General features: G+C 69.0%; 24 protein-coding genes. 17 read left to right on the forward strand and 7 right to left on the reverse strand.

Features of this window, described 5'->3' with window-relative positions:
• Positions 1-17: 17 nt before the first annotated feature.
• The 5 genes from AB0I73_RS14280 to AB0I73_RS14300 form a co-directional block, all read right to left on the reverse strand.
• The gene (locus AB0I73_RS14280; protein WP_363037098.1) at positions 18-1,490 is read right to left on the reverse strand and encodes an SCO6880 family protein; all 1,473 of its coding nucleotides are present in this window, start codon (positions 1,488-1,490) and stop codon (positions 18-20) included.
• 72 nt (positions 1,491-1,562) lie between these two features.
• Complete coding sequence (locus tag AB0I73_RS14285) at positions 1,563-2,948, reverse strand: ATP-binding protein (RefSeq protein WP_363037100.1); 1,386 nt, start codon at positions 2,946-2,948, stop codon at positions 1,563-1,565.
• A 15-nt stretch (positions 2,949-2,963) separates the two neighbouring features.
• A complete protein-coding gene (locus AB0I73_RS14290) occupies positions 2,964-3,632 on the reverse strand; it encodes a hypothetical protein (protein WP_363037102.1) in 669 nt (222 codons plus the stop codon).
• Positions 3,632-3,949: a DUF6112 family protein gene (locus AB0I73_RS14295; protein WP_363037162.1), complete on the reverse strand. Its 318-nt coding sequence runs from the start codon at positions 3,947-3,949 to the stop codon at positions 3,632-3,634. Before AB0I73_RS14295 ends, AB0I73_RS14290 begins: the two co-directional genes overlap by 1 nt.
• Positions 3,950-4,043: 94 nt before the next feature.
• Positions 4,044-5,162 (reverse strand): NlpC/P60 family protein, encoded by a 1,119-nt coding sequence (locus tag AB0I73_RS14300; protein WP_363037104.1) that lies wholly within the window; start codon positions 5,160-5,162, stop codon positions 4,044-4,046.
• A gap of 512 nt (positions 5,163-5,674) precedes the next feature.
• Here AB0I73_RS14300 and AB0I73_RS14305 point away from each other — a divergent pair.
• The 4 genes from AB0I73_RS14305 to AB0I73_RS14320 all read left to right on the forward strand — a co-directional run bounded on the left by AB0I73_RS14305 (position 5,675) and on the right by AB0I73_RS14320 (position 8,014).
• Positions 5,675-6,430: a site-specific DNA-methyltransferase gene (locus AB0I73_RS14305; RefSeq protein ID WP_363037106.1), complete on the forward strand. Its 756-nt coding sequence runs from the start codon at positions 5,675-5,677 to the stop codon at positions 6,428-6,430.
• 249 nt (positions 6,431-6,679) lie between these two features.
• Entirely contained in the window at positions 6,680-7,240 is a 561-nt protein-coding gene (locus AB0I73_RS14310) for a DUF4913 domain-containing protein (protein WP_363037164.1), read from the forward strand.
• Positions 7,237-7,722: a hypothetical protein gene (locus AB0I73_RS14315; protein ID WP_363037108.1), complete on the forward strand. Its 486-nt coding sequence runs from the start codon at positions 7,237-7,239 to the stop codon at positions 7,720-7,722. The genes AB0I73_RS14310 and AB0I73_RS14315 overlap by 4 nt, the downstream gene beginning before the upstream one ends.
• A 100-nt stretch (positions 7,723-7,822) precedes the next feature.
• On the forward strand, positions 7,823-8,014 hold the full coding sequence (locus AB0I73_RS14320) for a hypothetical protein (protein WP_363037110.1): 192 nt from the start codon (positions 7,823-7,825) through the stop codon (positions 8,012-8,014).
• A gap of 282 nt (positions 8,015-8,296) precedes the next feature.
• Here the strand turns inward: AB0I73_RS14320 and AB0I73_RS14325 are convergent, their stop codons facing one another.
• Together AB0I73_RS14325 and AB0I73_RS14330 are read right to left on the reverse strand one after the other, a co-directional pair.
• Positions 8,297-9,847 (reverse strand): caspase family protein, encoded by a 1,551-nt coding sequence (locus AB0I73_RS14325; RefSeq protein WP_363037112.1) that lies wholly within the window; start codon positions 9,845-9,847, stop codon positions 8,297-8,299.
• A complete protein-coding gene (locus AB0I73_RS14330; RefSeq protein ID WP_363037114.1) occupies positions 9,844-10,191 on the reverse strand; it encodes a hypothetical protein in 348 nt (115 codons plus the stop codon). The genes AB0I73_RS14325 and AB0I73_RS14330 overlap by 4 nt, the downstream gene beginning before the upstream one ends.
• Positions 10,192-10,413: 222 nt before the next feature.
• On the opposite strand from AB0I73_RS14330, the gene AB0I73_RS14335 reads away from it, so the two are divergent.
• The 13 genes from AB0I73_RS14335 (at position 10,414) to AB0I73_RS14395 (ending at position 19,960) form a co-directional block, all read left to right on the forward strand.
• Entirely contained in the window at positions 10,414-10,941 is a 528-nt protein-coding gene (locus tag AB0I73_RS14335) for a transposase family protein (protein WP_363037116.1), read from the forward strand.
• Between the two features lie 99 nt (positions 10,942-11,040).
• Positions 11,041-11,307 (forward strand): transposase, encoded by a 267-nt coding sequence (locus AB0I73_RS14340; protein WP_363037166.1) that lies wholly within the window; start codon positions 11,041-11,043, stop codon positions 11,305-11,307.
• Between the two features lie 553 nt (positions 11,308-11,860).
• Positions 11,861-12,346: a hypothetical protein gene (locus tag AB0I73_RS14345; protein WP_363037118.1), complete on the forward strand. Its 486-nt coding sequence runs from the start codon at positions 11,861-11,863 to the stop codon at positions 12,344-12,346.
• Positions 12,343-12,792, forward strand: coding sequence for a hypothetical protein (locus tag AB0I73_RS14350; protein WP_363037120.1), 450 nt, complete (start codon positions 12,343-12,345; stop codon positions 12,790-12,792). Before AB0I73_RS14345 ends, AB0I73_RS14350 begins: the two co-directional genes overlap by 4 nt.
• 10 nt (positions 12,793-12,802) lie before the next feature.
• Entirely contained in the window at positions 12,803-13,222 is a 420-nt protein-coding gene (locus AB0I73_RS14355; RefSeq protein WP_363037122.1) for a hypothetical protein, read from the forward strand.
• A gap of 38 nt (positions 13,223-13,260) precedes the next feature.
• The gene (locus tag AB0I73_RS14360) at positions 13,261-14,112 is read left to right on the forward strand and encodes a winged helix-turn-helix transcriptional regulator (protein WP_363037124.1); all 852 of its coding nucleotides are present in this window, start codon (positions 13,261-13,263) and stop codon (positions 14,110-14,112) included.
• Positions 14,109-14,627, forward strand: coding sequence for a hypothetical protein (locus AB0I73_RS14365; RefSeq protein WP_363037126.1), 519 nt, complete (start codon positions 14,109-14,111; stop codon positions 14,625-14,627). The genes AB0I73_RS14360 and AB0I73_RS14365 overlap by 4 nt, the downstream gene beginning before the upstream one ends.
• A complete protein-coding gene (locus AB0I73_RS14370; protein WP_363037128.1) occupies positions 14,624-15,859 on the forward strand; it encodes an MFS transporter in 1,236 nt (411 codons plus the stop codon). The genes AB0I73_RS14365 and AB0I73_RS14370 overlap by 4 nt, the downstream gene beginning before the upstream one ends.
• Positions 15,860-15,895: 36 nt before the next feature.
• Complete coding sequence (locus AB0I73_RS14375) at positions 15,896-16,198, forward strand: hypothetical protein (RefSeq protein WP_363037130.1); 303 nt, start codon at positions 15,896-15,898, stop codon at positions 16,196-16,198.
• Positions 16,199-16,251: 53 nt separating this feature from the next.
• Positions 16,252-17,481: an ATP-grasp domain-containing protein gene (locus AB0I73_RS14380; RefSeq protein ID WP_363037132.1), complete on the forward strand. Its 1,230-nt coding sequence runs from the start codon at positions 16,252-16,254 to the stop codon at positions 17,479-17,481.
• Positions 17,478-18,347 carry a DUF317 domain-containing protein gene (locus AB0I73_RS14385; RefSeq protein ID WP_363037134.1) on the forward strand — a complete coding sequence of 290 codons (870 nt, stop codon included), beginning with the start codon at positions 17,478-17,480 and terminating at the stop codon, positions 18,345-18,347. Before AB0I73_RS14380 ends, AB0I73_RS14385 begins: the two co-directional genes overlap by 4 nt.
• A 30-nt stretch (positions 18,348-18,377) precedes the next feature.
• On the forward strand, positions 18,378-18,866 hold the full coding sequence (locus tag AB0I73_RS14390; RefSeq protein WP_363037136.1) for a hypothetical protein: 489 nt from the start codon (positions 18,378-18,380) through the stop codon (positions 18,864-18,866).
• Positions 18,867-18,901: 35 nt separating this feature from the next.
• Entirely contained in the window at positions 18,902-19,960 is a 1,059-nt protein-coding gene (locus tag AB0I73_RS14395) for a SpaA isopeptide-forming pilin-related protein (RefSeq protein ID WP_363037138.1), read from the forward strand.
• The last annotated feature ends 134 nt before the right edge of the window (positions 19,961-20,094 follow it).

Below are 20,094 nucleotides of genomic sequence, written 5' to 3' on the forward strand. Positions count from 1 at the left end.
TGCGGAGGGCGGCGGGGTCAGAGGATGGTGCGGGCCAGCGGCAGTGCGGCGACGGAGAAGGCTTCGGACTGCTGGTAGTTGAGGCGGCGCAGGTCGACGCCGGCGGTGACGGCGGCGGTCTCGATCTGCGCGCAGGCGGCGTCGAGGAGGGCGTCGGTCCCGGCGGTGACGGTGACCAGACCGGTCAGGGCGACGTCGGCGTGCCCGGCGATGAGCTGCCGTTCGCGCTGTTTGACGTCGGCGTACTCGACGGAGTCCTCTTCGTTGTCGACCTGGCCGCGCCGGACACGCTCGTTGGCGTCCGCGATGATCTGTGCCTTCTTGCGCTGGACGTCGCGCAGCGCGGACTCGAGCTTCTGGGGGACGTAGATGAGGGAGAGGCAGCGGCGGACACCGGCAGTGAACATCAGACCGTGCAGGAACCCGGCGCCCATCTCGATCCTCGGCCAGTTCTCCACCCAGTACGTCGCATGCCGCGCGCTGTCCGTGGCGACCCGGTCGTGCTCCTCGACCTGGACGACGGGCCCAGCGGCTGCGGGGTCAGCTGCCGCACGGCCGGTCTCGGACCACTGCTGCAGGGCGGAGAGGGCTTTGGGGTCGTAGGCGGTGCGGATGACGGCGGCGATCTCCCGGGCACTCAGCCATCCGGTGATCACCAGTCCTGCGTTCCGGGCGGCCTGGGCGACGCTGGCCGTGGTCTGCTCCATGACGGTGAAGGCTCCGGGCAGCCCCCCGCCTGCCTGCGATATCAGGCGTCGGGCAGCCTTGAGGTCGAGGGAGATCGCGACGTACGTCTCGTGCGGGGCGGCGGCGGGGCCGGCGGCGGCGACCAGTTCGGAGTAGACCTGTCCGGCGACCGGGGTTTCCGGACGGCCGTGCTGGGACCAGTGCCGGGCGAGGGTGTCGCCGGAGTCGGGGACGGTGCGCTCCAGGACCTGCACGGTGGCGACGTTCCCGGTGCGGGCGATGCCGGCGAGCGCACGACCCCAGCCGTTCACGTTGTGGTTCTGCGTGGCCGGATCGAGCAGGACGAAGGCCCGGGAGGAAACGCGGGCGATGGCTGTGAGCGTCTGCTGGTGCGGGTCGTGGACGGCCGCGGCCTGGTTGGCGGAGTCGCCCGGGGTGACGACCTTGAGGGAGGCGGCGCTGCCGGGCAGGTGGAGGACGCCGTCCTGCCGGGGCCGGGTGACGGGCCGGGCGAGCCACAGGGTCTGCCCGGTGCGGCGGCGGTGCGCGTAGCGGGCGACGACCGGAGCCCAGTCGATCAGGGACCGACCATGCCGGCGGACCGCGACCAGGGCTGCGACAGCCGCCCACAGCGGGGTCAGAGCGATGGCACCGAGCAGCCCGGTGGAGACGACCGTCACCAGCAACAGTGCCAGGGCCGAGGAGACGAGAACGAGTTGGGGAAGGGTGAGACCGAGGAGGATGCCGCGGCGGGACCGGTGCGGGAACTTCACCGTGACCGGAGCGATGGAGAGATCGGACAAGAGGTGGTCCTGGAGGCGCGGGGCCTGGGGTGGGAGGTGAGGCACCTCCCACCCCAGGGGTTGGGCAGGTGGTCAGAGGCCGGTCGGGGAAGGCGGCGGCGAGGCCGACCCGTTCGTGCCGGAGTTCTGCATGCCGGCGGACGGCGGGGCGCCCTGCGGCGGCGGGGTCGTGGTCGGCGGGCTGGACTGCCATCCGCCGGCCTGGTCTTCCGCAGCGCCCTGTCCGGAGCCCCCCGTTCCCGGGCTGCCGCCCATCTGGCCGCTGGTGTCGTCGGTGACGCTGGTGGGAGGCGGCTGGACCGCCTTTTCCAGGCCGGACTTGACGGAGTCACCGCCGGGCGAGACGCCCGGGCCTCCGCTGTGGGAACTGTCCTGGTCTCCGCCGGCCGAGGCGGGGGCGATGTCGCCGGGGAAACCTCCGCCGCCGGGGATGGAGTCCGGTCCCTGCGGAGCGGCCCCCGCACCTGCGCCGGCTCCGGCCGCGGCGCCGCCGGTTCCGGCGGTGGCTGCGGCTGCGGCGGCCTTCTTCCCGGCGCGTTCGGCGTGTTGCTTGGCGAGCTGGGCACCAGCTCCGCCGGCACGGTGCAGAGACTCTCCGTCGCTGCTCTCAGCAGCCCAGTGGACGAACTTGAAGGTCGCGTACGGGCAAAGCAGGACCAACACCATGATCACAATGCCTGCGAGGACGTCGGCGAGTGCGGCCAGACCGTCCTTGGCCTCGGTCTCGCCCATCGCGGCGATGCCGAGCACGAAGATGATCGTCATCAAGAGCTTGCTGACGACCAACGTGGCAGTGGCCTCGATCCAGCCCTTGCGCCAGCGGCGTGTGGCTTCCCAGCCGCCCCCGGCACCGGCGAAAACAGCCAAGGTGACCATGACCAGAATGCCCACCTTGCGCACCATCATCACGCACCAGTAGAGAACGGCGCCGATGGCTGCGCCGAGCGAGACAAAGACCATCACGAGCCATCCCAGGCCCGAGAGCGCGGGGAGTTGGCCGACCTTGACGATGCGGCGTACTGCGGTCTCGATGTTCAGGTTCGCGGCTTTGAACAGGCCGGCGGACAGCGCGTCGACCACTTCAATGGCGACGGTTGTCAGGGCGATGGCGGCGAACGAGAACAGGACACCGGACATGGTGCCGGCGAACGCCTGCGTGAGCGCCTGTCCGTCGCGGCGGACGGCGGCCCGGATGAGCTGGGCGCAGAACGTGGCGACCAGCAGCACGAGGCCGATCGGCAGGATCATCTCGTAGTTGTCGCGGAACCAACCCGCGTTGAGGTCGACGCGGGTCGTGCTGTCGACGGCCTTCGCCGCCAGATCGGCGGAGGCGGCGGCGAGTTCGCCCGCGGACTTGGCCATCCAGTCGCCGATGGCCTTGCCCGGGTCGGAGGCGAAGTCCACGGCCTCACCGACCGCGCAGACCTTGTCCGCGAGGGGGAGATCACAGAACCCCATGGGGACTCCTTTCGGTCAGGGCGCGACGCGCGGGGCGATGGCGACGAGCGAGCAGTCGTGGGACGGGCGGCACTGCACGGCGAGAGTGATCGAGCGGTCTTCCGCTCCGCCGCCGCCCCTGGCCCAGGCGATGGTCTGCTTGCCGGTGACGGTGACGGCATAGATGTACGCCTTGGTGATTTCCGAGGGGTTCTCCGCCAGTGCCTGCTTGAAGGCAGCCGGGTAGTGGGCCTCGGCAACGGTGGCGCTGGCGTGCTGCTTCTGGTCAGCCATCCGCGACCACAGGAGGGGGTCTGGCATCTGCGCGGAGACCGAGGCCCAGTCGTTGTACTGGCCCTCCTTCGTCATCCACGCCTCCATGCCTGCGAGTTGCTGATCGTGGCTGGTGGTGCGGGTGTCGTACGTCCAGAGCATCTCGGCGGCGGCCTTGGCGAACTGGACCGGATCGGATATCCGCGGTGGGCGGGCCACCGGGCCGGTCTCGGCGGCCGGCTCCTCTTTCTGCGGAGCGGAACTCCGCTTCGGTGACGGGGCGCTGGAGGGAGCGTCGTGCTGCTCGTCCCGGCCGGTGAAGAAGGCGGTCGCGGCAGCGGCGGTCAGCAGGCACGCCAGCCCGATCGCCACGAGGGCGATGCGGCGGTTGGGTGGCCAGCCGGTGCCGTATTCGAAGAAGTGCCTCCGCATCAGTGGACCTGCGAGCCCAGGGCGGAGAAGAACGCCACGACGCCGTTCGCGGCGCCGAGGCCGAGCGCGGCGCCGGCAGCGACGGTGGCGCCCTTCTTGCCGTTGGCCTCGGCCTGGTGGCCGCCGGTGTGGTGGCCCCATGCCCAGACCGCGAGGCTGACGGCGAGGGCTCCGACGACGGCCACGATGCCGAACAGGTTGATCGAGTTGACGACGTTCTTCAGTACGGCCAGGCCCGGCAGGCCGCCGTCCGCAGGGGTGATGCCTGGGTCGTAGGCGAGCTGGATGAAGCGGTCGGCGAGTGGTGACACGGGAATGGCGGGCTCCTTGTGTACGCAGGCCAACAAGGCCCGGCAGGCGTGAAGTTGGGCGAGGGGAGAAAAGTGCGCGACCGGCGCGAGGAGGCCGGCGTCAGGCGACGCGGCGGGCGGTGAGAACGTCCATGCTCGTGATCGGTGCGATCCGCACGGGCTTACCGGTGCGCGGGGCTTCGATGACCAGCCCCTCGCCGATGTACATCGCGACGTGCTCGGGGCGGGCGGCGCTTCCCCGGCTGAAGACCAGGTCGCCGGGCTCGAGGGCCTTCACCGAGACGGCCTTGCCGTCGGAGATCTGCGTGTAGGTGGTGCGGGTGAGGGCGATGCCGACCTGCTTGTACGCCTGCTGCATCAGTGAGCTGCAGTCGCAGCGGCCCATCGGGTCGGGGCCGTGCGGGGCCGTGCACGAGCCGCCCCACTGGTACATCGTGCCGAGCTGGTGCAGCGCCCAGACGATCGCCTTTCGGGCTCGCGGGTCGGTGTCCTTCGGGATCTTGTACCCCTTCGGGACTTCGCCCTCGGGGATGTTCCCGAACGACGAGCCGTCGCCTGCCGTGCCACAGCCGGACGCGGTGGGCGATGGCTCGGTGCCGGAGGCGGCGTCATCGTTGCTGCCGCCGGGGAAGGCCGCGGCGATGGCCTGCTGCAGCGCGGTGGCAAGCGGCTCCCACTGGGCGTATGCGTCCGGGTAGCCGGATTTCTGCACGGCCTGCGCGGCCTGCGTGACGGTCAGCTGCTGCCAGCCGCTCACCTGCAGAAGCGCCTTGTAGAACCGCTCGGACGCGTACACGGGGTCACGGATCTGCCCGGCGGTGCCCCACCCCTGGCTGGGCCGCTGCTGGAACAGGCCGAGCGAGTCGCGGTCGCCGTAGGCGAGGTTGCGCAGCCGACTCTCCTGCATCGCGGTGGCCAGCGCGACGATCTGCCCCCGCCGGGGAACCTGCAGGCTGATGCCGGTGGCGACGATGGTCTGGGCGTGCGGGACCTGCTCACCGGGCAGGTCCAGGCCCTCGATGCGGACGTCGGATGCCTCCGCGCCGTCGAGGATCTTGGTGACCTGCTCGGTGACCTTGCCGATGTCCAGGTCGGGGAGGCACTGACTGATGGTGCTGGTGGTGGCGGCTTCGCTGGAGCTGGCCATCATCATGGCCGCGCCGCCGAGAAGGAAGGGGGAGAGACAGACGGCACCGATGCCGGCGGCGAGCGCCTTCAACCCGTGCGGTCCGCTCGCCGCTCACGACGTCCGGGCAGGGGAGGGCAGCGAGATGTCATGCGGGTGTCCTTGCGGTGCGGTGTCCGGCGCGCCGTGTGCGCGTGGCGTGGTGGAAGGGGCACGGCGGCCGAGGTGGGTGATCGGGGGTGCTGGCCAGCGCGGGCGAGTTGCCGCTTGCTCGGCGGGCCGGCAGGTGAGCTAGGTGTGCCGGGGCAGGGGGGAACCTCCGAGAGACATGGGGTGGGGAAGTCGGCGACGGTGTGCGCCAGGCGGTTCAAAAACAGTAGGCCCGGATCGGCCGTTGACCAAAAAGCCGGCGTGAGGTACCGGAATCCGACACCTCGGCAACGGACTTCTTGGGCGTCGGCGAATTCGCCTCTACAGTTTTGGAACTTCCCTCGCCTCTCCGGTCTGTGGCCCCGGGCTTCTGCACGCCCGATTCGGCTCGCGGGGACTCGCACGCGAGATGGGTAGTTCCCTCCGCGCTTCCACACCCGAATCGGGGTTCTTCTTTGCCTTTTTCCCTGCACCAGGGCGACGCCCTCGCCGTTCTCGCCGATCTGCCGGACGACTGCGTCGACTCCGTGATCACCGACCCGCCGTACAACTCAGGCGGACGAACCGCGAAGGAACGCACCAGCCGCTCGGCGAAGCAGAAGTACACCTCCGCCGATGCCAAGCACACCCTGGCCGACTTCACCGGCGAGAACATGGACCAAAGGTCGTACGGGTTCTGGCTGACGCAGATCATGACCGAAGCCCACCGGCTCACCCGCACCGGCGGCACCGCGCTCCTGTTCACCGACTGGCGCCAGCTCCCCACCACGACGGACGCGATCCAGGCCGCCGGCTGGCTGTGGCGGGGAGTGCTGGCCTGGCACAAGCCGCAGGCCAGGCCACAACGCGGCAGGTTCACCCAGAACTGCGAGTTCATCGTCTGGGCATCGAAGGGACCGATCGATGGCTCCCGGAACCCGGTCTACCTGCCCGGCATGTACTCGGCCTCGCAGCCGTCAGGGGCGAAGCGCCAGCACATCACCCAGAAGCCCGTCGAGGTAATGCGCGAGCTGGTCAAGATCAGCCCCGAAGGCGGCACAGTGCTCGACTTCTGCGCCGGCTCCGGCTCCACGGGCGTCGCCGCCCTGCTTGAAGGCAGGGACTTCATCGGCGTGGAGAAGACCGAGCACTACGCGTCCATCGCGACCGACCGGCTCACGGAGACGATCCGCGAAACCCTCACCCAGGACGACATGGTCCTCACCGTCTGACGCCGCAACGGCATTTCCCTGCGGCGGTAACCGGCGCCATCTCCTGGCCAAGGGAGGCGCCTCGCCACGCCTCATCCATGGTCCGACGGGTGGTCTGCTCGTCACCGCTTCCTTCCCCGTTTCCACGTCTTCCAGGAGGCCACCCTCTTCATGTCCGAACCCGTAGAACCCCCGGCTGACGGGGAGTTGGAGCCGGTCCGTATCCCAGATCCCCAACTGGAGGGGATCGAGGCCAGCGTCCGGCGACTGATGGAACAGTCGGCGCAGCAGGCGCAGCAGCTCGACCATCTGGCCTCCGCGCCGGCCCCCGGCGGTTCCTCGCCGTTCGCGGCGTTCGGTATGCCGGGGCTCGGCGGGCCACCTCTGGTGGCGCCGCCGGAGCCGCGCCCGATTCTGGAGCTGGACGGGGAGGAACGCGAGGACGAACTCGATGCCTTGTCGGACTGGGTCGACGACTTTCTCCTGCCCGTCTACGGGGCGGAGGTCACCACGGCAGCACCCTGGTGCCTGCAGTGGCAGGAGCACGACGATGTCGTGGCGTGGCTTCACGCCCTGTGGCTGGCCTACCAGCAGCACAAGGACCCCGAGGCGGGCTTGTCCGGTCTGTTCGTGTGGCACCGGGACTTCCTCACGCACGCGATTGCTGCGATCCGTGCGCCAGGAGGGCCGCTGTCGGCCTGCATGACCTCCCCGGAGCGTCCCGCCCACCGGATCCTTCCCGGCCCCCCGCCCTCGGCCCGTACGGAGAAGGCGACGGCGACCGAACCGGAACCTTCCGAGCCCGGTGAGTCCTACGAGCTGACGGCGTGAACGGGGGGCAGCAGCGGGCGGCCTTCGGCCTGAGTTTCGACCCCCGCGCGCTGACTGATCTCCTCCAGGCCCCCAGCGACATCCGCGACCTCACCCTCGCCTACCTGCAGGAAGTGGTGAACGCCGAGCGCTTCGGGCTCAGGCTCACGGGCGACCTGGAGGGCTACCGCAAGCTGTTCGTGGACTCCCGGAAAGACTGGCGCGTCGTCTATGGCGTGCGTCCTGCGCCCGAGGAGTCCGCGCATCGACGGGAGATCCATGTCGTTGCGGTCAGGCCGCGGGCCGGCAACGACGTCTACGACGAGGTCGGACGCCGCCTGGGGATGACCCGCCGACCGCTGAGCGCCCGCACCCATGCAGCCCGCTCCCGCACCCCGCAGCTCACCACCCGCGGTCCGGCACCGAGGCCAGGGCCGCTGCCCACCGCGATCCCGGGCCTCCCAGGCCCAGCGCAGAACCCCTCGCACCATCACTCCCGCTGATTTCCTGGAGCCCTGCCTATGGCCCCCTGACCCCGCGCCGACCCTGCGTGAGGGCGGCTTCGTCGCGGTCGAAGAAGCCCTCCAGCGGTGCACCCCACGGGTGACCGCCAAGTTCCGGGAGAAGGGGCTGCGGGTCAACGAGAAGCGGATCGCCCGGGTGAGACGGACGTTCGCCATCACCGGCATCCGCCTGCGCAGACGTGTCCGCACCACCGTCCCGGACCCGACAGCCTCCCAGGTTCCGGACCTGTTCCAGTGGGACTTCACCGCCACCGAGCCGGGGCGGAAATAAATGGGCGACACCACCTGTCTCCCGCTCGTGGGCGGGGAGTTCCTCTATTTTGCGACCGTGCTGGACTGCTTCAGCCGCAAGGTCGTCGATTGGTCCATCGCCGACCACATCCGCACCGGCCTGGTCGCAGACGCCCTGCGGCCGCGACCCGCCGCGGCCTGGACGGCTCGGCGTTCCACTCCGACCACGGGCCCAAGCGGCAACGTTTTCTTCCGTGGCGCTCGCTCTTGCCGACGGCGGCATCCTCTTTACTCGCGCCGAGTTAAGTGGTTGCGAGGAGCGTCAGTCCAGGCTTTTGACTACGTCGTCGGCCCGCATTGCTGCTAGCTGAAGTTTGTCTTGGCTGTCCGACAGGTTCTTGATTGCAAAGTCGTATGTGATATTGACGACATTCGAGCCCCTGTGGAATGCCAGTAGATATTTGCCGCAGTTATTGTATCCGATTTTTTCGACATACCCCGTGACTGAAGTGGCTCCGTCGCCGATATCTTCATTGAGGGGATTCCAATATTCTGCGACATCGTCGCTGTCGCAATAGCGTGTTTCCGTGCGGTCGGTTTTCAATTTCAGGTTACTGAAGGCGATGCGTGCACTTTCCGGTGAGGAATAGGTTTGCAGTTCCATAGTCAGGTGATAGGGGTATTCGACTCTCGGGTCGGTGGTCACCCAGGAGCAGTATTTGACCCATTCTCCCTTCGCGGTGGAACCCTCTGCCTCGTAGGCGTTGCTTCCGAGAATCAGCTTTGCTTGATCCTTTGTGAGTAGGTTACACGGGTTGGTGGCCGGCCTGACCTGGTCGTCATTTCGCTGCGGAAGAAACAACCACAGTAAGATCCCAACTGTTATAAAGAGGGTGAAGGTAACGAACGTGATGACGGAGGGAGTTCCCAGAAGTATGCTCCGGAGCTGCGACGTGGGCGGTTCCGGGGCATTGTCGGACGGCGCTCCCTCGATCGGCGACGAAAGTACCGTTTCGATCGTGACCAGCCCCGTATGCCCGGGATCCAAGTCGGCCAACCCTGTGCCCGGTGTCAGCGCGAGATCCACCTGCCGCAGGGGTTCGTCCTTGGTTTGGGTGTCCATATGATTGGCGACTTTCGGCGCCGCCCAGCGATTCCGAGTCAGCGCGATGCTGTGTCCGCTATTGCGGGCTCTCTGTTGCGGCACCGGACGCCCCTTCGCGACCAGTTCCCTGCGCACATGCTGGAAGAGCGAGCCCATTTCCAGCGGGTCCGACGCATTGGGCACTCCTTCGGTCAGCGCCTTCACCAGTTCGCCTGAGAAGGCCGTGAACTCCTCACCCTCCGGGGACCAAGCCAACTTGGTCTCGGACGAAGCGGTCATCACGTACGTGCCCTCAACGTCAGCGCAATCCGCCACTTCGACTGATGCGGTCATGTGGCCCTGCAGCGCGCGTCCGCTGTAGCAACAGTCCAATATGACCACGCGGCTGGAAGCCGTGCATGTGTCGACCAGTTCATGGCGGAGCAGGTGGTAGGGAACGCTCCGATATAGCCTCTCGTTGTCAGACTCAGGTAGAGCGAGCAGTAGATCGGCGTCGGGAGACAACAGCCCGTGGCCTGCGAAGTACACCACGAGGCAGTCCGACGCCTTAGCCGCCGCATCGTGAACCACGTCCAGCACGGTGTCAACGGAGGAAGGGTTGTGCAGTACCATGCAGTGCTGCGAAGGTAGACCCCACAGGCTGGGATCCATGAATAAAGTGGCGAGTTCGCGGACGTTATTGCCCACAGCAGGCAGGTTCGCCAGGTGACGATAGCGGTCGCTCCCGATTAAGACCGCACGAGACCTTGTAGGATCGGGAAGAATCATTCGCCGCTCTCGGACTGCAAGAGGTCCACGATTCGCCGAATTGCTTCCTCCGAACCGTCCGTCACTGTGACTGATACCTCGCCAACCGTGATCGTGACAGGCGTTATTGCTGCACGCCCTCGCCGCCAAACGGCATAAGCAATAGCGAAGTTGGCCACTGCGACACCCTGGCCTAGGACCAGTTCGATGATCTCGACGGCGTTCATGAAGCCGCCTGTCTGACGCGGTGGCAACAGTCGCACCTCGGCATAGCGGCGCAACTGGTCGTCCTGGCGTAGCCAGCGGTACAAATCGGTGATCACCGTACCGCTATCGCCCGTTTCGATGCTGACCTGAACCCGCATCACACCCCCTGTCTTTTAATGATGCACACAAGATATAGGCTTACGGCCAGTCCCAAGGTGCTCCTCCCGCTGCCAGGGCTGATGCCTTCTCACTCGGCGAGACGTGCTGATTGCGGTTATCTGCGACGGGACGGGCTGGTTGTCTGGGTTGGAGATGGCGAACGCGACCTCTGATGATCAAGATTCTCGAAGCCTTTGATCACGAACAGGGGGCCCGTTCGCGTGTCATCCTCTCTGATCAGAGTCCTGCAGCGCCACTGCGGGGGCATCGATCCATGCCGCCCGCCCGAGGAACTCACCTCGCTCCGCGTGATGCTGGACCAGCTCCCGGATCCCAGGCGGGTGCGGGGCCGCCGTTACCGGCTGAGTTCTCTGATCACCCTGTGCTTGCTCGTGGTCCTGGGTGGGGCGACCACCCTGGCCAGCATCGCCCGGTTCGCCACGGACGCCCCCACCGAAGTGTGCACGGGGATTGGGCTCGGGGCCTCCCACGCGGCACCACCCTGGGCCGCCTGCTGTCCCGCATCGACAGTGACGCCTTCGACAACGCCATATCCCCCCTTCGCCCCGCTGCTGGACCGGCTCGACCTGCACGCCACGTCATTACCGCCGACGCGATGCACAACCCAGACCGATCACGCCGAGCAGATCATCGCCTGGGATACCCACTGCATGCTCGTCGTCAAGGGCAACCAGAAAAAGCTTCGCCGCCAGCTACGGCGACTGCCCCGGCGCGAGGTCCCGCTTTAGCACCGCACCCGCGAACGGGCGCACGGGCGAGGCGAGATACGCCGCCTCAAAGTCTGCACGGTCCAGCCTGGCCTGCTCTTTCCGCACGCCGTCCAGGCCATCGAGGTCAAGCGCCGTCGCACGGACCGCACGACCGGGAGGATCACCATCAAGACGATCTGCGCGGTCATCAGCCTCACCCCCGAGCAGGCCACCGTGTCCCAGCTCGCCGAACTGATCCGTGGGCATTGGCAGGCCGAGGCCCTGTACCACGTGCGGGACGTGACCTTCGCCGAGGACGCCTCCCACGTCCGCACCAGAACCGCGCCCCGCGCAATGGTGACGTTCCGAAACCTCGCCATCGGCCTCATCCGCCAGACCGGCTGAACGAACATCGCCGCCGCCACCAACCACTACCGGTCACGGACCGACCACGCACTCCAACTACTCGATCTTGAAAGCTGAGATGGCATCAGCCCTGGTTTCGGAGAAGATGCTTGGCCGGTCGCGCTGAGCAACAGAGCAGATTGGCGCGGTGAAACATAGCCGACGATCGCCGGTTGGCCAAACCGGCGATTCTCCGGACTCTTGTACAGCGCCGGGGTAACAACCCGACGTCTTCCCAATCGCTCCTATTTCCCGTACGGAGGTTTTTCGCGTGCGCTCAACCTGAATTGCCGTATCCGTTGCGATGTTCGGAGCAGTTGCTCTGCCACTGCTTTCGGTTCCCACCGCAAGCGCGGCGACCACACCCGCTGTGGCGACTGCCGCCGCCAGCAGCTGTTCGTCCCTTTCGCCGTTTCCATACGCGGTCCACGAGAAGGACGTGACCAATCTGTCTAAGGCCGCCACAAAATCCACGTTGAGTTGCTTGCAGGTTCATCGAATCCCGTCCCGTGAACAACAGGGCCGCTGTGCCCCCTCCAGAGAGGAGTTCTCCTTGTCCGACGAGAAAGCTGACGGCACAGAGGATGTCGTGGGCGTGCTCACCGAACAGATCGAAGCGCGCTTCGGGATGGGCATGGATCAGTTGAAGGCCGTGGTCGCCGTGGCACCGGCTGCCCACTCTGATGCCACCGACGTCGTCAAGTGGCACGGTCTTCTGGCCGAGTCCCAGGCGGTGCTCGATCGCGCGGAGGACGCCCTCCTTGCCGCGCTGGAGACACAGCCCAGCGAAGTGGACGATCCGACGATGGGCCTCGCCCACCGCGTCAACGCGGCCGTCGCCGCACGCGATGGGCGGGCTCTGGTCGTGCGGTGGCTTCTCGACCCGGGCGCTCCGGGGAAGAAGGATCTCGCTGCCGAACGCCTCGCCCGTCTGGGCCGCGGCACCCGTCAGGGGCCGGCCGTGCAGACCAGCGCTCCGCGCCCGCCCTCGGCTGCGCCGACAATGGCACCGCGAACGGGAAGGGTTGCGCAGCGATGAGCGCCCGGCTCAAGTCCAGTACCGTCGACGGCCGGCTGCAGGAGGTCTTCGGCGCCCCCGTCCCCGAGCTGTACAAGACGGTGACCAGGGCCGATCCCTCTCCGGCGATGACCCGCGCCCTGGAGCTGCGATCGTTCCTCGCCCTGGCCGAGGAGCAGGTCGCCCGTGTCCGCGACCGTGTGCACGACGCCATGGCGCCCGACCGCGACATCGGCGAACTCTCCGCGAAAGACCTGCGCTTTGACGCGCAGTGGCTGGAGGCGGCGCTCGATGCCCGCGACGGCTACCACGCCGCGCTCGATGACCTGCTGCGCACCATGCCGTCTCCCGGCCGCCAGCACCGGACCGTCCAGCCGGCACAGCACAAGGTCACCACCACCCTGCCCCCGGCCGTCGCAGCCCCGGCACCGCAGCGTGCCAGGGCGGCCCAGGCCCGCCGACCGTGAAAGCCCCCGATTGCCCGACTTCACGTCCACCGAGATAGCCGGACGGATCGAGGACCTGTACGCCGCACCGTTGGCCGACCTCGAAACCCACGCACAGGGCCAGCCGCCCGGCATGCTCTCCGCCCTGCTCGGCATGCACAACGACCTCGCCCTCGCCGAGCGGAGCATCGCCTACCACCGCGACCGCCTCGCCCAGCTCGTCCATCCCGAGCGGCAGATCGGCGGACACGAGGTCTCCCACGTTCTCGACTGCGCCCGCCGGCTCACCGAAGCGGTCGCCGTCCGCGACATCCAGGCCAAGGCGGTCTCCGCCGTTCTCCAGAGCCTCGGACGCGTCCCCGCGCCCCAGGCGCCCTCGGACCCCGTGCCAGCCGTACCCACCGTGCCCGCCCCTCCCGTCCCGGCCGCGAGCGCTGCTCGAAGCCGCTGACCTCTGCGGCCCCCTTCACCCACCCAGGAGTTCCTCCCTTGGCCATCCTCGGTCTGCCCCCCGACACCGACGCTGACATCGCCCGGGTCACGGAGGCCCTCGCCATGATCACTCCGCGATGGAACGTGCGGATCATGCTGGCCCTTTCCGGCCCGCCGCAGCGGTACAGCGAGATAGCGGGCAAGGTGTCCTGGCTGCAGAACGGTCAGCTCCACCCCAAGCTGCGGGACCTGTGCGAGGCCGGCCTCGTCCAGCGCACCGAGCACACCTCGCGTCACGTCACCTACGGCCACACCGACCGCGGGGCAGCACTGCTGCCGGTACTGCCGCTCATCGTCACCTGGGCCGAGGAGCATCTGGAGAAGACGTACCGGCCGCTGCCCGCGATCGAGCAGATCGAGGACAGCCTCACCCTCCTCACCCGGCGGCACGCCGCCGCCATCCTGTGGGTGCTGAAGTCCCGCGAAGAGGTCAGCGGCCGGGCCCTGGCCAGGATCGTCATGCCCAGCAGCGACTGGACCAACATCTACCCGCCACTGCGACAGCTCGTGGCCGACGGTCTGGTCGACACCGACGGCATCGGGCAGCCCTACCGCCTGGCCGACGCGGGCGCCGGCCTGGCGCCCGTCTTCGGGGCCCTGTCCGCGTGGTCCGCCGGACACCCCCTGGCGCAGGCCGCCCGGCATCCGGTCTGGGGACGCCCGGATGCCGCAGCCACCCCGAAGAGATGGGTCAGCAACCCATCGCGGCTGCCGGTCCCAACAGGAGTGTCAGCGCCGACCCGAGTGGGACAGACCTCACCCCCGACGTGGCAGAACCGCGACCTGTTCTCCCACGCCGCGACGGCCCGCCCGAAGGCCGCGCTTCCGGCGGGAGGCCCACGCCGATGACTGCCCCCGTCACCACGGCCGAACTCCGGGACACCGTCACCGTGCTGTCCTCGCTCCCCTTGATCCGCCTGATCACCGAGATCGACGACAACGGCCCGATCCCGCCGCGAGGGCTGGCACGCACGCTCGCCGACCTCTCTGCACACCACCTCCACCAGACCACCGACGTGGCCCGTGCCCTCGGCCTCATCCGGGTCCGTCCCGGCGCCGGGCTGGGCCTGACCACGGCCGGCTCGGAGCTGGCCGACGTCTACGACGCCACCGCCCGTTGGGCCCGGCACCACGCCTACCCGACCGGGGCTTCGGACTTCACCAGCCGTGTACAGCACACCCTCGGTCTCCTGGCCGAGAGACTCGTCCCCGTCACGGCCGATGGCCCCCACTGCCCGGCAGGCGACCATCTGCCGGGTGCGCAGGCCGACGTGGACCTGACCCGACCCCGCGAACTGCTGTACCAGTGGCTGAACGCGTACCCGCCGACCGCTCGGCTCGCCGAGTCCGAGCCTGCCGCGTGACGGCGCACACCGCCTCCCAGCACGCCCGCCACACTGCAGGACTGCTCCGCAGCATCTACCTGCCGCGCACGGCGGACGCCCTCGCGTCCGCCATGTCCACCTACGGCATCCCGCTCATGGTCCTGGCCATCACCCGCTCCGCAGCACTCACGGGTCTGGCCTTCGCCCTGGAATGGGTGCCCCGGCTGGCGACGTTCGGGTGGGCCGGCGCGGTCGTCGACCGGCGCGGGGCCTCGGTCGTCTTCTTCCTCGCCTCCCTCGGCCGCGCGCTCGTGATCGCCGTCGGCGTGGTCGTCCTCTCCCTCTATCCGGCCGGCACCGTGGCGAGCGTGACGGTGATGGCTCTCGCGGCTGTCACCGGGGTGCTCACGGAGTTCAGTTACATCGCGGCCGAGACCGCAGGCGCTGTCGCCGGACGCAGGGCAGGGGCGCATGCCCACCGCGTGCAGGCCGTCCTGCTGGGGATCGACCAGACCGCGATCCTGGCCGGCCCGGCGCTGGCGGGTCTGCTGCTGCTCGCCGGCCCGCCCCGGATGCTCGCCGTGATCACGGTGTTCTCGCTGCTCGCCGCGCTGCTCGCGTTGCGCACACCGCCGTCGCCGGTCGCCCCGGCCCGCGCGTCGAAGAACAGCACGGGCGCGGGACTGCTCACCGGCTGGCGCACCATCCGTTCCCTACCGGCACTCGGCTGGCTCGTCACCGGCCTGACACTCTCCAACCTCGCCATCGGCTTCCTCCAGGCCGCTGGCCCCGTGATCGTCGTCAACCACTACGGGCAGTCCACCACCGCCGTCGGCCTGGTCTGGTCCGCCGCAGCAGCAGCCACCCTCCTCACCGTCACTGCCTGCCGATTCACGATCGACCGCCTCGGCCTGTGGCCCGTTGGCGCCACCTGCGCCGCTCTCGCCTCGCTCGCCTGCCTGGCCGCCGCCCAGGCCCCCGACTACCTCTCCTACCTGGTCCTGGTCGCGGTCCTGATGGCCGCAGAGGGCGGCATGACGGTAGTCCTGCGCACCCTGCGCTCCCGCCTGATCCCCCCGGACAGGTTCGGCAGCACCCTGTCGGCGACCATCCTCATCCTCCTGCTGCCCTTTCCCATCGCCGGCGTGCTGACCGCACTCACGCCGCCCGACGCGCTCAGCCACGTCATCACCGCGTGCGGCGTCCTGCAAGCCCTCGGTCTGGCACTCGCCTTCACCCGTATGCGCAAAGACCCCGCCGTGCGCACCTGACCAGATTCTCTTCCCCCAACCTGTGGAGAACTCGCCATGCCCTCTGCCTGCCCCGGGCCGAACCGTGCGCGTGCTCGCACCATCACCGAGCAGTTCCACGCCTTCGACGCCCAGAACCCGCACGTCTACCGCGCCCTGGAACGCATGACCGCCCGTCGGCTTGCCGCCGGTGCCACACGCGTCGGCCTCAAGAACCTCTTCGAAGACCTGCGCCGACAACTTCCGTACGGCGTAGCCGGGCTGAACAACAACTTCACCGCCCTCTATGCCAGGCGGCTGATCGCCGCACATCCCGAGTGGGCCGCAGCCTTCGAACTGCGCCGTCGCCGCGCCGCCTGACAGCGCGTCCCCTCTATTCGTCCTTGTCCTTCATTGATTCGGAGAATCCCTTCTTGTCCGCTCGCCCCCTCGTGCTCGTCGTCGATTCCGGTGACCAGACCTATCGCGGCTACTGTCTGGAGCAGGTCGCCGCCTTCTACGACGTCGTCCTGCTCACCGGCACCGAGCCGTCGTGGGAGAAGCCGTACATCGTCGACCATGCCGTTGCCGACCTCCACGACACCACTGCCCTGTTCGCCGCCGGGCGGGCCCTGGCGGCACGGCACGAACTCGCCGGCGTCGTCACCTGGTCGGAGTGGCATCTCGTTCCCACCGCTCGCCTTGCCCGGGCGCTCGGTCTGCCCTCGAACTCCGTCGAGGTGATGCGGGCCTGCCGTAACAAGGCCATCGCCCGCACCTTGTTCGCCCGCCACGGGGTGCCGTCGGCCGCCTCGAGGACGGCCCGGTCCTTGCTGGAGGCCGGGCTGGCGACGATGACCATCGGCTACCCCGCCGTGTTCAAGCCCGCTGCTTTCGCCGGAAGCATCGGCGTGATCCGTGTCGACCGGCCCGAAGAACTGCCCAGCGCCTTCGAGTTCGCCTCGGCCGGCGCGAGCCAGAGCCGTGAGAACACCGTGGTCCTGGTCGAGGAGTACCTCGACGGCCCGGAGATCTCCGTCGAGTGCGTCACCCATCACGGGGTGACCACCGCCGTCGCCGTCACCCGCAAGAGCCTCGGCCCGGCACCGTACTTCAACGAGACGGGGCACACCGTCGACGCCCGCGATCCGCTCCTCGCCCTGGTCGCCCCAGTCGCCTCCGCCGCCATCAGGGCCCTGGGCATCACCGATGGCATCCAGCACGTCGAGATGCGCCTGGTCGACGGCCGCCCCCGCCTGATCGAGGTCAACGCCAGGATCGGCGGCGACATGATCGGCCACCTCGTCCGCATCGCCACCGGCATCGACCTGCCGAAGGCCGCCGCTGACCTCGCCTGCGGGCGCACCCCGGACCTCACCCCGACCCGTCGCGGGGCCGCCGGCATCCGCATGCTCTACCCGGCCGCCTCCGGCACCCTCACCGAACGGAAGATCAACCAGCCGTTCGCCGCCCACACCCCCTGGCTGCAGCAGGTCCAGTGGACCCACCAGGTCGGCGATCCGCTCCTTCTGCCGCCCGATGGGGACCTGTTCACCGCCAGGGCCGGGTTCTACATCGTCACCGGCCGTGACACCACCGAGGTCAACGAACGCCTCGACACAGCCACCGACGAAATCACCGTGACCACACAGGCGGCCCGGTGAGCCCTCAGCCCGACCTGCGCTACGACATCGACGGAGACGTCTACGTCTCCCCGCGCTACCTCGCCGGCAGCACCGCGATCGGCGACCCCGGCTTCACCCCGCTCCGCGACCTCGGCTGGGAACTGGCAAACGACGACCTCGGCAACGCCTACCTGAACGCTCCCGACCGCAAGGTCACCCTCGGCTACCTGCCGGAAGGTGAGGACGACGGCCTGTGGCGCATCAACGCCTACCAGGACCCGTTCGGACCGCCGGCCTGGGGCGTCTGCTTCAACGACTCCTGTCCCACGGAGTTCGTCACCGCCTTCACCACCGCGCTCGCCAAGGCATACGAACAGGGCCCCGACGCCTACCTCGCCGCCCCCGACCCCAGAAGCAAGGACCGCGACCCGTTCCTCGCGGTCGTACCGCTCATCAACCGCGGCTGGCAGATCGACCGCCCCCGCTGGGGAGTATTCGCCGTCCGGTCCGCCGACGGACTCGCCGGGCTGGAGTTCACCACCGGGGCCCTCGATCCGGAAGCCGAGCTGACCACCCGCGACGCCCGCTGGCAGCTGTGGGCCGGCAAGTCCCTTGACTGCCCCTTCTGGTACGCCACCGCCAGCACCGACACCCCCGTCGCCCTCGTCCGGGCCGTCACCGAGTGCGTCTCCGACCCCGCCCCCCTGCCCCGCTGGCGCGAGGACACCCACAGCTACGTCGAGGGCATGGCCCGCCTCACCCCGATCCTCCCGCCGCGCCCACCGGCCCCGACGCCGCTCGACGTCCAGCGGGCCGTCGCCCGTCGCCCGGCCGCCCTCCCCGCCGCCAGCGTCCCGCGCTGGAGCACTACCAGCCGCCCGGCCCTACCGGGCCCCCGCCGGTAACGCCGGCACGACCTCGACCGGAGACCCCTCTTGTCCCTGCAGGCCCCCGAGTTCTTCGCCGAACTGTGCCTCCCCTTCACCGACAGCACCGTCGTGGGCAACACCTACTACGCCACCCCCGTCGCGGGCGCACCGCTGCGGCTGCGCATCGGCTTCACCGGCACCATCCACGCGGACACCTACGGTGGTCTGCGCCTGGCGGTCGTCCACGCGGACCGGGGCGAGATCGATGCGGTGGCTCTCAGCTTCGTGGACCACGGCACCTTCCACCGCCGCGACGAAGCCCACCACACCTCCGCGAACAGCAAGCAGTACGGCACGTTCGGCAAGTACCACCGCCCCGGCCGGCCGCCGTGGGAGGGTGCCGTCACCACCGGGCTGCGCGATGCCATCGAGCAGTACACCGCCGTCTGGTTCCCCGGCGCGTGGCAGGCGTCGACGCCGAGCCACGCTGCCGGCCGTACCGCTCACAAGGTCGTCCCGCCTCCTCCGGGTCCAGGTCCCGGCCGGACCCGATGACCTCCCCACCACCTGATCAAGGAGCCCTTCTTCTCGTGCACGCTCGTATGATCCGCGGCGCCGTCCGATCCGCCGCCCTCGCCACCGCGGTGACCGGCACCCTCACCTGGGCACCCACCGCGACCGCGCAGTCGGCCGAGCCGACGCCCTCTGCCTCCACAGCTCCCGCCGAGACTCCCGTCGAGGCTCCCGCCCCCGACGCCGGCAGCATCACCATCACCAAGACGGACCCGGTCGGCGATCCCCTCGCAGGGGCCTCGTTCCTCCTCCTGGACACCACCGGGCAGGAAGTCGGACGCGGGAAGACCGACGCCCGGGGGAAGCTGACATTCCCCGGCCTCGCCCCGGGCGTGTACCGGCTCAAGGAAACCTCCAGCGGCAGCCCGCTCCACGACGTCGCCGCCGACCAGGACGTCATCGTCACTCCCGGCGCCACGGCCCACCTGACGATCACCGACCCGTTCAAGGCCGCACAGGTTGTCCTGAAGGCCAAGGACGACAAGACAGGCAAGCTCCTGCCCGGTTCCACCGTGAACATCGGCAGCGGCGACAAGACCCTGCTCACCCTCACGACCGGTCCCAAGGGGACGGCGTTCGGCGAACTCCCGGTGTCCAGCCGGAAGACGGAGTTCTGGGTCAAGCAGATCAAGGCTCCCGAGGGCTACGACCTCTACAAGCCGTCCAAGAGGTTCACCGCCGGCCCCGGCGCCCCGGTCACCGTGACCGTCGCCAACGCCAAGACCGCGACCACCCCGAAGCCCGACCCGTCGGGGACGCCGACGGACAAGCCCACCGCCACCCCCTCCGCCCCCGGGAACAAGCCGAGCGAGAGAGGCTCCGGCGGGTCGAAGCCCGCCCCGACGGGCACCAGCACGCCGGACGCCGACTCGTCGCCCGTCCTGGCGGCCGACCCGGGCGACGACGCGACGCCGAAGACTTCGGCCGGCTCCCTCGCCGACACCGGCGCCGATGCCACCCCGTGGATCGTCGGTGCTGCTGGACTCCTCGTGGCTGTCGGCATCGGCACCGTGGTCGCCGCCCGTCGCCACACGGCGGCCGAGCCCGAGCACGACGACAACGGCGAGACCAGCTGACCCACGATCACTCCTCGGCCAGCAAGCCTCCGGGTCTCTCCGACGCTGTTGGCGAATGCGCCTCATTCATCATTTCGGCCTGCACCACCGCGTTGGTGGTGCAGGCCGAAATGCGTATCGAGCGACGTCACTCC

Origin of the sequence: Streptomyces sp. NPDC050388 (assembly GCF_040655635.1) — a bacterium.
In the GTDB taxonomy this organism is placed as follows: Bacteria; Actinomycetota; Actinomycetes; order Streptomycetales; family Streptomycetaceae; genus Streptomyces.